The sequence below is a fragment of the Neisseria sp. P0009.S007 genome, assembly GCF_051962515.1.
On record NZ_JBQCVF010000072.1, the window covers coordinates 1 to 11,125 of the forward strand.

At 49.5% G+C, this 11,125-nt stretch carries 11 protein-coding genes; 6 read left to right on the forward strand and 5 right to left on the reverse strand.

Annotated elements, in window-relative coordinates; all coding sequences use genetic code 11:
- The coding region (locus ACTHS3_RS07775; RefSeq protein ID WP_440367597.1) for a gamma-glutamyltransferase at positions 1-683 on the reverse strand (683 nt) is incomplete at its 3' end.
- Positions 684-1,166: 483 nt separating this feature from the next.
- Here ACTHS3_RS07775 and gnd point away from each other — a divergent pair.
- The gene (gnd, locus tag ACTHS3_RS07780; protein ID WP_440367599.1) at positions 1,167-2,615 is read left to right on the forward strand and encodes a decarboxylating NADP(+)-dependent phosphogluconate dehydrogenase; all 1,449 of its coding nucleotides are present in this window, start codon (positions 1,167-1,169) and stop codon (positions 2,613-2,615) included.
- A gap of 195 nt (positions 2,616-2,810) precedes the next feature.
- Here the strand turns inward: gnd and ACTHS3_RS07785 are convergent, their stop codons facing one another.
- Complete coding sequence (locus tag ACTHS3_RS07785) at positions 2,811-3,761, reverse strand: D-2-hydroxyacid dehydrogenase (protein WP_004519196.1); 951 nt, start codon at positions 3,759-3,761, stop codon at positions 2,811-2,813.
- A gap of 128 nt (positions 3,762-3,889) precedes the next feature.
- Here ACTHS3_RS07785 and ACTHS3_RS07790 point away from each other — a divergent pair, with 128 nt between their 5' ends.
- Both ACTHS3_RS07790 and dinG read left to right on the forward strand, forming a co-directional pair.
- Complete coding sequence (locus ACTHS3_RS07790; RefSeq protein ID WP_070826381.1) at positions 3,890-4,108, forward strand: DUF2061 domain-containing protein; 219 nt, start codon at positions 3,890-3,892, stop codon at positions 4,106-4,108.
- A gap of 164 nt (positions 4,109-4,272) precedes the next feature.
- Positions 4,273-6,423 carry an ATP-dependent DNA helicase DinG gene (gene dinG / locus ACTHS3_RS07795; protein WP_049335670.1) on the forward strand — a complete coding sequence of 717 codons (2,151 nt, stop codon included), beginning with the start codon at positions 4,273-4,275 and terminating at the stop codon, positions 6,421-6,423.
- Positions 6,424-6,491: 68 nt separating this feature from the next.
- Here dinG and ACTHS3_RS07800 read toward each other — a convergent pair whose 3' ends face one another.
- Positions 6,492-6,947: a GNAT family N-acetyltransferase gene (locus tag ACTHS3_RS07800; RefSeq protein ID WP_049335668.1), complete on the reverse strand. Its 456-nt coding sequence runs from the start codon at positions 6,945-6,947 to the stop codon at positions 6,492-6,494.
- Positions 6,948-7,113: 166 nt separating this feature from the next.
- Between ACTHS3_RS07800 and ACTHS3_RS07805 the strand changes: the two genes are divergently transcribed.
- The gene (locus ACTHS3_RS07805) at positions 7,114-7,380 is read left to right on the forward strand and encodes a DUF3079 domain-containing protein (protein WP_003686685.1); all 267 of its coding nucleotides are present in this window, start codon (positions 7,114-7,116) and stop codon (positions 7,378-7,380) included.
- Positions 7,381-7,462: 82 nt separating this feature from the next.
- On the opposite strand, the gene ACTHS3_RS07810 is transcribed toward ACTHS3_RS07805, so the two are convergent.
- The gene (locus ACTHS3_RS07810) at positions 7,463-7,945 is read right to left on the reverse strand and encodes a dihydrofolate reductase (RefSeq protein ID WP_070624868.1); all 483 of its coding nucleotides are present in this window, start codon (positions 7,943-7,945) and stop codon (positions 7,463-7,465) included.
- A 197-nt stretch (positions 7,946-8,142) separates the two neighbouring features.
- Between ACTHS3_RS07810 and ACTHS3_RS07815 the strand changes: the two genes are divergently transcribed.
- Positions 8,143-8,940 (forward strand): factor H-binding protein, encoded by a 798-nt coding sequence (locus ACTHS3_RS07815; RefSeq protein ID WP_049335665.1) that lies wholly within the window; start codon positions 8,143-8,145, stop codon positions 8,938-8,940.
- An 89-nt stretch (positions 8,941-9,029) separates the two neighbouring features.
- Here ACTHS3_RS07815 and asd read toward each other — a convergent pair whose 3' ends face one another.
- On the reverse strand, positions 9,030-10,145 hold the full coding sequence (asd, locus tag ACTHS3_RS07820; RefSeq protein WP_049335663.1) for an aspartate-semialdehyde dehydrogenase: 1,116 nt from the start codon (positions 10,143-10,145) through the stop codon (positions 9,030-9,032).
- A gap of 241 nt (positions 10,146-10,386) precedes the next feature.
- Here asd and ACTHS3_RS07825 point away from each other — a divergent pair, with 241 nt between their 5' ends.
- Positions 10,387-10,959 (forward strand): RDD family protein, encoded by a 573-nt coding sequence (locus ACTHS3_RS07825; protein WP_440367602.1) that lies wholly within the window; start codon positions 10,387-10,389, stop codon positions 10,957-10,959.
- Positions 10,960-11,125 lie beyond the last annotated feature (166 nt).

The window sequence follows — 11,125 nt, forward strand, 5'->3', positions numbered from 1 at the left end:
CCCGCAGCCAAAGGTTTGCCGTCAGGCAGGAAGTAAGCGGCGGTTTGCGGATAACGTTGCAAGGGTTCCAAATTTTGCTCGATGGATTTCGCCATACGCGGAGAAACAGCAAAACCTTGTTCCGCCAAAGCAATCGGTTTGTCAAACAGGCTTGCCCACGGCAATTTGCCGTAACGCTTGTGGACATCTTCCAGCAGCTTCGGAATCCCCGGCACGCCGACCGAACGGCCGCCGACCACTGCGTTCATAAAGCCCATCGGCTTGCCGTTTTCATCCAAGAAAAGCGCCGGCGTTGCCGCTTTCGGCGCCGTTTCGCGGGCATCAAACGTCGTCAGTTTTTTCGCCTTATTGTCCCAATACACCAAAAACGCGCCGCCGCCCAAACCAGAAGACTGCGGTTCGGTCAGACCTAAGGTCGTCTGCATGGCGATCATCGCATCTATCGCGCTGCCGCCGCGTTTCAAAACCTCGTATCCCGCCTCGGTTGCCAACGGATTGGCAGACGCCGCCATATAATGTTTGGCGCGGATTAACTTCTGCTCGGTCAGCCCCGTCCCTCGTTCCGGCGCATGGTTATCCACAGATACGGAGGGCAGGGCAACTTGAGGCTTTTGAACCGGCTGTTGCGCACAAGCGGCCAAAACTAAAATAGATAACAACTTAATACTAAAGGAAAATTTCATATTCAATCCATAAATTTAAATATTTTCAGACGGCCTTTTCCCAACTTGAACAAGAGGAAATATGAAAATATTCAGAAATAAAAAACCATTTGACTATTTCCCTACTCAATCAGTTCCGATTGGAGAAGTATAAAACAAGCTAAGATTGTGCACAGGCAAAAAGTTACCCACAGAACAAAGCGGCAGAAAATTTTTATCCACATATGCAAACAAGGCCGACCATACTTTATCCTCATCAAAAAATATCAGCTAAGTATTTGAAAAATTTTTTTAATCAAAGTTATCAACAAGCTGTGGCAGCACTCAATATCATCTTCTATTTATTATTTAAAATCTTATTTATAGTTTGTTTTCCCAAAGGCAAAGGCCGTCTGAAACGTAAAGGCATCTTTTCAAAAAATTAAAAAGTTAAGGATTGTTAAAAACGTGTAAATCAGCTAGAGTTACGCTTGATAAAATTAATCAATAACGGAGTTTCACGAAATGAAAGGCGACATTGGCGTAATCGGCCTTGCCGTAATGGGGCAAAACCTGATTCTCAACATGAACGATAACGGCTTTAAAGTTGTCGCATACAACCGTACGACCAGCAAAGTAGATGATTTTTTAAACGGCGCAGCCAAAAATACCAATATTATTGGTGCATATTCACTGCAAGATCTAGTTGATAAATTAGAAAAACCGCGCAAAATCATGATGATGGTTCGCGCCGGTTCTGTTGTTGACGATTTTATCGAACAACTCGTTCCACTTTTGGACGAAGGCGACATCATTATTGACGGCGGCAACGCCAACTATCCTGATTCCACCCGCCGCACACACGAGCTGGCGGCAAAAGGCATCCGCTTTATCGGTGCCGGCGTTTCCGGTGGCGAAGAAGGCGCGCGTCACGGCCCGTCCATCATGCCCGGTGGCGACGAAGCCGCATGGCCTGCCGTTAAGCCGATTTTCCAAGCCATCTCCGCCAAAACACCTCAAGGCGAGCCTTGCTGCGACTGGGTCGGCCGTGACGGTGCGGGCCACTTCGTCAAAATGGTGCACAACGGCATCGAATACGGCGACATGCAGTTGATTTGCGAAGCGTACCAATTCATGAAAGACGGTTTGGGCCTGTCTTATGACGAAATGCACCAAATCTTCAACGAGTGGAACAAAACCGAACTGGATTCTTATCTGGTCGAAATTACCGCCGCGATTTTGGGTTACAGAGATGAAAACGGCGAACCTTTGGTCGAAAAAATCCTCGATACCGCAGGTCAAAAAGGTACAGGTAAATGGACCGGCATCAATGCCCTCGATTTGGGTATCCCGTTGACCCTGATTTCCGAAGCCGTATTTGCACGTTGCGTGTCCGCGTTTAAAGACCAACGCACCCAAGCAAACAGCCTGTTTGGCAAAACCATTACCCCGATTGAAGGCGACAAAGCCGCATGGGTCGAAGCCCTACGCCAAGCCCTGTTGGCATCCAAAATCATTTCTTATGCACAAGGCTTTATGCTGATCCGCGAAGCCAGCGAAAACAACGATTGGGCATTGAATTACGGCAATACTGCCCTCTTGTGGCGCGAAGGCTGCATTATCCGCAGCGCGTTCTTGGGCAACATCCGCGACGCATACGAGGCCAATCCTGATTTGGTCTTCTTGGGTTCCGATCCTTATTTCAAAGGCGTATTGGAAATTTGTCTGCCTGCATGGCGTAAAGTGGTGGCCAAAGCGATTGAGTGCGGTATTCCGATGCCTTGCATGGCTTCCGCAATTACCTTCCTTGACGGCTACACTTCCGAGCGTCTGCCCGCCAACCTGCTGCAAGCCCAACGCGACTACTTCGGCGCGCACACTTACGAGCGTACCGACAAACCGCGCGGCGAGTTTTTCCATACCAACTGGACAGGCAAGGGCGGCGATACCGCTTCAACCACATACGATATTTAATTTGCCCGGGCAAACAAAAGGCCGTCTGAGTATTTCAGACGGCCTTTTTATAGGGTTATCCACAATGAAGAATGAAATGATTTAATCTACTTGATAGATAACTTTATGAAATAAATAAAGATAAATAAAGGCCGTCTGAATATTTCAGACGGCCTTTAAAATTGTTCACAACCTTATCAACAGGTTTTCCATAGATTAAACCAGATTTTGCGGATTGCCGGCCACGAAGCGGTTGATGTTATCCAAAAGGATGTCAAACAGGCGGTTTGCGGCTTCTTGGCTTGCCCATGCAATGTGTGGCGTGACGATGAGGTTGGGCAGTCGGGCTTTCAGCAGAGGGTTGCCGTCGCGCGGCGGCTCTTGTGTCAACACGTCAAAACCTGCACCGCCGATTTGGCCGTATTTCAACGCCGCAACCAAAGCGGCTTCATCGACCAAGCCGCCGCGCCCGCAGTTGATGAGGATGGCGCCGGGTTTCATTTGTTGCAATTCGGCTTCGCCTATCATGTTTGCCGTTTGCGGTGTGAGTGGACAATTAAGCGACACGACATCGGCGGAGCGGATGGCTTCGTCAAAGGAAACATAGCCGTCGCGGACGCTTTGGGCATTTTTATGTTCGGCGAACACGACATTCATTTTGAAAGCCTGAGCATAAGTTGCCAGTGTTTTACCGATATTGCCGCGACCGAAAATCGCCAGCGTTTTGCCGTTCAAATCGCGCATCGGTGCGCCGAGGTAGCAGAAAAACGGCGAGTTTTCCCACAAGCCTGCCGCAACGTCGCGCTGGTAGGCAGGCAGGTTGCGCATCAGGGTAATCATCATCATAAACGCGTGTTCCGCCACGGATTCATTGCCGTAAGCGCGGATATTGCACACTGCCGTACCATTTTGTTTGGCGGCCTCAACGTCCACATTGTTGACGCCCGTCGCGGCTAGCGCAATCAGTTTGAGCTGCGGGTTGGCGGCGATGTGTTCGGCGGAAATCACGACTTTGTTGGTAATGATGATGTCCGCACCCCGTATGCGCGCCAGCGTTTCGTGCGCTTCGGTTGTGCCGTAGCTGCTTAATGTGTGTGGAAAATCAAATTCAAACGGGCGATTGACGAGGGTATCGCGGTCGAGGACGACAATTTGGAGCGGATTCATAAAATTCCTATCAAAAATAAAATATCGATTTATAAAATCTAAATCAGGATAAAGGATTTAAAATATACGTGTTAGTTGATAATAATTATTATGTAGCTATTAAAACATCAATGTATCAGGAAAACAGCATGATTAAAACCATTACATTTGCTATTTTGCATTTCAGCGTCGCATTTAGTGTCGCCTATATTCTGACCGGCAGTATCGGCGTTTCCAGCGCGGTGGCTTTGGTCGAACCCATCGTCAATACCGTCGTCTTTTATTTTCATGAAAAAGCGTGGAACCGCTACGAGAAAAACAAATCCGAAAAGCAAAAATTGTGGGTGCCTCTGCATCAGTGCGGCTAAAGTTTCAGACGGCCTTTTGCTTGGTTAAAACCGATTATGGTTTTTCGGTTCGTCCATTGCCATCAAAATGCCAAACCCTAAAATAGAGTAAGACTTTACGAAGGCTTCATTAAGGTAAAAATGCTAAAATACGCTATTCTTGCAAACCCATTCAGACGGCCTCAATGCTCACCGATTTAGAAAAAAACGCCATCCGCGACCATTACCAAAACATTGGCAAAAACCTGCCCGGTTTCCGTCCGCGCGCTTCGCAGCGGGAAATGATTGCGGCGATTGCCAACGCTTTTTCGCGGACGTTGACGCGTGAAGAAGGCGAAGAAGCGCCCAAACGCGAGGGTGAGAGCATTGCCGTGATCGAAGGGCCGACCGGTGTGGGTAAATCGTTGGCCTACCTTTTGGCCGGCGGCATCATGGCGCAAACGCGCGGCAAATGGTTGATCGTCAGCAGTGCGACGGTGGCTTTGCAGGAGCAGTTGGTTGACCGCGATTTGCCGTTTCTGGTCGAAAAAAGCGGTTTGGAGCTGACCTTTGCGCTTGCCAAGGGACGCGGCCGTTATCTTTGCCCCTACAAACTCTATCAACTGACGCAAAACAATGCCCAGCAAAACCTGCTTGGTTTTGAAGCGCCGGAAGTGTTGTGGGACAGCAAACCCAAGCCTGAAGAATTGAACCTGCTGCGCGACATTGCCGATGAATTTTCCGCCCGCCGCTTTAATGGCGACCGCGACACTTGGCCGGAAAAAATCGATGACACGATTTGGCTCAAAGTGACCAACGACCGCCACGGCTGCCTGAAATCCGCCTGTCCCAACCGTCCGGAATGCCCGTTTTACCTGGCACGCGATGTCTTGGAAACCGTCGATGTCGTCGTTGCCAATCACGATCTTCTGCTTGCCGACATCAGTATGGGCGGCGGCGTGATTCTGCCTGCGCCTGAAAACAGTTTCTATTGCATAGACGAAGCGCACCACCTGTCCAAAAAAGCCCTCAGCCGCTTTGCCGCCGAACATTCATGGAATATTGCCGTTTGGACGCTGGAAAAACTGCCGCAGCTTACCGGCAAAATTGCCGCGCTGACCGATAAAGCCGAACTTGCCAACCTTGCTGACGAAGCTGCCACATCCTTGCTCGATAGCCTGCATGAATGGCAGTTCCATTTGGCGGAAGAGCCGTCTTTAAGTCTGGGGTCGTCTGAAAACGACAGGCGGAAACACAACGAACCGACTTGGCTGTGGGAAGACGGCAAAATCCCCGAAGGCCTGGAAACCACAGTTTCCAATACGGCCATTGCTGCGCGCAGCCTGCTCAAACACGTTATCGGCCTGAACGATGCGCTTTCCGCCGCGCGCCGCGAAAAAGAGCAGGATGGCGCGCTCCTCGACCGTCTGACCAGCGAGTTCGGCCTTTTTATCGCCCGTATCGAACAAATCAGCGCGGTTTGGGATTTGCTCTCCACCGTTCCCATTGAAGGCGAAGAGCCGTTGGCGAAATGGATAACCCGCCGTGCCGACGACAAAAACGACTACATTTTCAACGCCAGCCCCATCAGCAGCGCATCCCACCTTGCCAACAGCCTGTGGCGGCACGCGGCAGGCGCAGTGTTGACTTCGGCCACCCTGCAATCGCTCGGCAGCTTCAACCTGATTTTGCGCCAAACAGGCCTATTATGGTTGCCCGAAACCACCACGCTTGCATTGGAAAGCCCGTTTAATTTCGATGCGCAAGGCGAGCTGTATATTCCGCCGGTTCAAGCCAGCCCCAAAGACCCTGATGCGCATACGGCCGCCATTGTCGAATGGTTGCCGAAGCTGGTTTCGCCGGTTGAAGCCATCGGTACGCTGGTGTTGTTTTCCTCGCGCAAGCAAATGCAGGATGTCGCCTTACGACTGCCTGACGAATACTTACCGCTTCTGCTTGTGCAGGGCGAGTTGCCCAAGGCCGTTCTTTTACAAAGGCACCATCAAGCTATTGCCGAAGGTAAAGCCAGCATTATTTTCGGCCTCGACAGTTTTGCCGAAGGCCTCGACCTGCCCGGTACGGCCTGCGTGCAAGTCATTATTGCCAAGCTGCCGTTTGCGATGCCGGACAATCCCATCGAGAAAACCCAAAACCGTTGGATTGAACAACGCGGCGGCAATCCTTTTATCGAAATTACGGTGCCCGAAGCCAGCATCAAACTGATCCAAGCTGTCGGCCGCCTTATCCGTACCGAACAGGATTACGGCCGCGTGACCATCCTCGACAACCGCGTCAAAACGCAACGCTACGGCCAACAATTATTGGCTTGTCTGCCGCCGTTTAAGCGGATAGGGTAGTTGTGGATAATTCAAAGGCAGAGGCCGTCTGAAATCAAATGTTCAGACGGCCTTTTATTCTTTTCAAACTATAAATCCAATTTCATGACGGATACGGTTTCCCCGTTGTGCCAAGTCTGCGTGATTTCTTTCCAGCCGAACTTTTCATACACGGCTTGCACATCCGGCGTATAGAGAAACAGATGCGGCAAACCCAGTTCGCGTGCTTTATCCAGACAAAACGAAACCAGCTGCCTGCCTACGCCCAAACCGCGAAATTGCGGCAAAACGAACACATCGCCCAGCCAATATTCGTGTTCGGGAAAACACGCCATATCAAACCGCTTTAATGCTGCCGAACCCATCAGCCGCCCTTCATTATTCACAGCCGCAAACGCCAGCGGCAAGTTATCCCCATCAAGGCACTGCGCGTAATACGCACGGATTTTGTCCAGAGACGACCACGGCGCAAAATCGTGCCACTCCTCAAACAGCGCGAGGGCTAAAGGCTCGACAAATTCAGGCTTCAGACGGCATATGTTCATATCGGGTCCTTTTGTTGTACCGCGTAGGGATTATTTTTGCAGTATAGGCCGTCTGAAAGGTTAACACATCTTAAAAAATCAGCGTAAAACACGATAAACCCGCCGCCAGTCCCATTCAAATCACTTATAATTCTGCCGTACCGCACACAAACAAAAGAAGAACATCATGGCCAAGAAATTTCCCATTTTCCCGAAAAATCCCGAGCGTATCTGCTGGGGTTGCGACAAATACTGCAAAGAGGACGATTTGCAATGCGGCAACGGTTGCGAGCGTATCCAACATCCCATCGAGTTGGACGGCCGCGACTGGTATAAAAAAGGCGACTGGAGCAATTTGTTGAGCGAAGAGCAGCAAATTGAACTTGGACTGAAAGAAGCGCCCAAGCCGGCCAAACCGCATATCAAACTGCCTTTGAAAAATAAAACAGCTTAAACGGTATGCCGTAAATAAACGAAATAAAAAGGCCGTCTGAAACCTGAAAAACAGGATTTCAGACGGCCTTTGTGCTGTCGGATTATGCCTTCACATAATGCACAAACGCGTATTCGATGCCTTTGGCGGAAACATGGTTTTCCCGAGAAGCTTCTTGCCATGTTTCTGTGGAAAACTCAGGAAAAAACGCATCGCCGTCCACATCCAAACCGACTTCGGTCAAACGCAAATCCGTGGCAATCGGCAGGGCTTGTGCATAAATTTGCGCGCCGCCCATGATGATGACTTCTTCAACCCCCTGACACAAAGCCAGCGCATCTTCCAAAGAGGCCGCCGTTTGCGCGCCTTCGGCCTGATAATCTTGGCGGGTGATGACGATATTTTGACGGCCGGGCAGCGGTTTGCGCGGCAGCGACTCCCATGTTTTGCGGCCCATAATGACGGGTTTGCCGTTAGTGTAGGATTTGAAAAAGGCAAAATCCTCGGGCAAATGCCAAGGCATGGTGTTGTTGATGCCGATACAGCGGCGGGCGGCATAGGCGGCGATAAGGGTGATTTTAGGCATAATGAAATCCGTTTGCAAAATAGAATGATTATAGCGGAAGGGAGGCGGGAAGGACTGAATGCCCGATATTATAAAAATGTTTCAACATTTATAAAATCAATATTCAAAATACTTAATTTTGACAAAAATCATTTATTGTTCATTTTTTTAGGTATATGATAAATATCATATCAAATAAAAAAGGAAAGGAAAAAATGATGAGAACCCTCTGTATTTCTGCTTTGACTGCCTCCCTGTCTTTGATGTTGACTGCCTGCGGCGGCGCAACAAGCGGCTTGTCGAATGCCGTGACCGAGCCGCTCAATCCGCATCCGAAAGGCGTGTTGTCCGTTGAATTGAACGAATCCGTCCCTGAAAACGGTACGTTGGAGCTGACCGCCAACGGTAAAACGCAAACCCTGCAAAAAGGCGGCAAACTCGATACCGGCTTTTTGAAAACCGATAAAGTATCTTCTTACGACTACGCCCAAAAAATCAAGGTAAACGGTCAAGTCATCACTTTGGAAACGGGCGATTTCCAAGTGTATAAACAAAATTATTCCACTGTTGCCGCGCGTTACGCCAAACAAAAAGCCGATGACGCAGGCAAGCTGCAAAACCTCGATACATACATATTTACCGTCGGCGAAGTCCAAGGCGATGAAACAGCGTATCGCAATTTACCCAAACAAGGCAGCTATCAGTATTCGGGGATCGCGTTTAACGGCGACGACCGCAGCGGCCGTCTGAAATACACTGTCGATTTCGATAAAAAACAAGGTTACGGCAAAATCAGCAGCATGGCTTCCCACAATAATGTCGACCTGCTTGCCGCAGGCATTGCCAATAACAACGGAAAAGCCGCCATCAGCGGTAAAACCAGTTTGAACGGTATCGAAAACGGCCGTTACGATTTGAAACTCTTCGGCCCGCAGGCTGAAGAAATTGCCGGTAAGGCGCAAATCAAAGTTGGCGATTCCACCAAAGAAATCGGTTTGGCCGGTAAAAAAGAATAGGAAACAAGGCCGTCTGAAAGGTTCAGACGGCCTTTTTGTGACAAAAAAAGCAACGGCCCAAACCGTTGCTTTTTTCATGCCAACCTAAATTACAGGCTGCCCAAGATAATGCGCAATACGCGGCGCAACGGCTCGGCAGCGCCCCACAAGAGTTGGTCGCCGACAGTGAATGCGCTGATGTATTCGCCGCCCATGCCCAGTTTGCGGATGCGTCCGACAGGGACGGACAGCGTGCCGGTGACTTTGGCGGGTGTCAGCTCGTGGATGCTGGCTTCTTTTTCGTTGGGGATGACTTTCACCCAATCGTTCGCGCCTGCCAAAATCGCTTCAATTTCAGAAACGGGTAGATCTTTTTTCAGCTTCAGGGTGAGGGCTTGGCTGTGGCAGCGCATAGAGCCGATGCGTACGCACAAGCCGTCAATCACGGTCGGATTGTCGCTGCGGCCGAGGATTTTGTTGGTTTCCACGCCGCCTTTCCATTCTTCTTTGGACTGGCCGTTGCCCAAGTCCACGTCAATCCACGGAATCAGGCTGCCGGCGAGCGGTACACCGAAGTTGGCTTTCGGATAATCTTCGCTGCGCAGGAAATCGGACACTTTGCGGTCGATGTCGAGAATCGCGCTGGAAGGATCGGCAAGCTCGTCTGCCACTTTGGCGTGAATCGCGCCCATGCCGTTGATGAGTTCGCGCATGTTTTTCGCACCCGCGCCGGAAGCGGCTTGATAGGTCATGCTGGTTGCCCATTCGACCAAATCGTTTTGGAACAAACCGCCCAAAGCCATCAACATCAGGGAAACGGTACAGTTGCCGCCGATGTAGTTTTTCACGCCGTTTTTGAGGCCGTTGTCGATGACGTTGCGGTTGACAGGGTCGAGGACGATAATCGCGTCGTCTTTCATGCGCAGGGAAGAAGCCGCGTCAACCCAGTAGCCGTTCCAGCCACTGTCGCGCAGGGGTTGGAAGACGGATTTGGTGTAATCGCCACCCTGACAAGTAACGATGATGTCCATTTTTGCCAATTCGGCAACATCGTTGGCATCCAACAATGTTTTGGCTGCCTGACCGAAATCAGGGGCATCGCCGCCGACGTTGGAAGTGGTAAAGAAAAATGCTTCGGGAATGTGGGCGAAGTCGTTTTCTTCTTTCATACGCTGCATCAAAACAGAGCCGACCATACCGCGCCAGCCGACAAAACCTACTTTCATGTGTTACTCCTTACAAAGAAAATCCGGATAAGTTTATAGTGCATTAACAAAAATCGGAACGGCATCGCCTGCCGTTTTGTTCAGACTTTTGTTAACCCACTATAAAAAAGGGGAAAACAAACGTTTTAACGCCGTCTGCGGAAAATGTAAAGGTTTTTATCGAAATTTTTTAGAATGATGGAAAAATAGGTTAAGATGGCAATGAAATTGCATCTCATTAAATAGCACAGAGGAAGATTAAATGAGCGAAATCAATTTGTCGGATTTGCCTAAAACAGAAATAGTAGATGTCCATATTGCTTCGCCGGGGGCGAGGGTTGCGGCATATTTGTTGAATAATCTGTTTACTTTTTTGATATGGTTGCCATTCATCGTGATGGTAGTTTTCACTTTAGATGAAAGCAAAAAATTAGTTTCGGAATCTTCTCTTTTTAATACCCCTGAATATTTTGCCATAACATTTTTTATTTCTTTGGCTGTTTATTTGGTTTTTGGTATTGTCCAACTGTATTACATGAGCCGGGACGGTCAGTCTTTAGGTAAAAAAATTATGGGCATCCGGGTGTTAAAAAATGACGGAAGCAATCCGGGCTTTGAAGGAACGGTTTTAATCCGCGAAGTTGTCTGGGCGCTTGCTGTTGGTGTTGTGGTAACTATTGTATCGTTGGCAATAAGTGACACGGGTGGAAACCTGATTTCTCTGCTTATAGCCTTCATTAACTTCATCATGCTCTTCTCCGTCAAACGCGACCGCCGCACGCTCTACGATATGCTGGCCGATACGGTTGTCGTCCAACTGCCGCCGCGCCGATAAATCGCTTTTTTGTGTTAAAATCAGCACTTTCCAACATAGGCCGTCTGAAAAATCGCTTTCAGACGGCCTTTCGACACGCTATTGATTCTATGAAAAAACATTTGTACCGCATTACGCTCGTCAGCATTGCCGCGGCCATTCTTGCCGCCTGTCCGAGCAAAAGCAT

Bases quoted from the DNA above. Each gene is read 5' to 3' on its own strand.
- ACTHS3_RS07790 (WP_070826381.1), top strand. From the start codon at position 3,890: ATGATTAAAACCATTACATTTGCTATTTTGCATTTCAGCGTCGCATTT.
- ACTHS3_RS07785 (WP_004519196.1), bottom strand. From the start codon at position 3,761: ATGAATCCGCTCCAAATTGTCGTCCTCGACCGCGATACCCTCGTCAAT.
- asd (WP_049335663.1), bottom strand. From the start codon at position 10,145: ATGAAAGTAGGTTTTGTCGGCTGGCGCGGTATGGTCGGCTCTGTTTTG.
- ACTHS3_RS07800 (WP_049335668.1), bottom strand. From the start codon at position 6,947: ATGAACATATGCCGTCTGAAGCCTGAATTTGTCGAGCCTTTAGCCCTC.
- dinG (WP_049335670.1), top strand. From the start codon at position 4,273: ATGCTCACCGATTTAGAAAAAAACGCCATCCGCGACCATTACCAAAAC.
- ACTHS3_RS07825 (WP_440367602.1), top strand. From the start codon at position 10,387: ATGAGCGAAATCAATTTGTCGGATTTGCCTAAAACAGAAATAGTAGAT.
- gnd (WP_440367599.1), top strand. From the start codon at position 1,167: ATGAAAGGCGACATTGGCGTAATCGGCCTTGCCGTAATGGGGCAAAAC.
- ACTHS3_RS07815 (WP_049335665.1), top strand. From the start codon at position 8,143: ATGAGAACCCTCTGTATTTCTGCTTTGACTGCCTCCCTGTCTTTGATG.
- ACTHS3_RS07810 (WP_070624868.1), bottom strand. From the start codon at position 7,945: ATGCCTAAAATCACCCTTATCGCCGCCTATGCCGCCCGCCGCTGTATC.
- ACTHS3_RS07805 (WP_003686685.1), top strand. From the start codon at position 7,114: ATGGCCAAGAAATTTCCCATTTTCCCGAAAAATCCCGAGCGTATCTGC.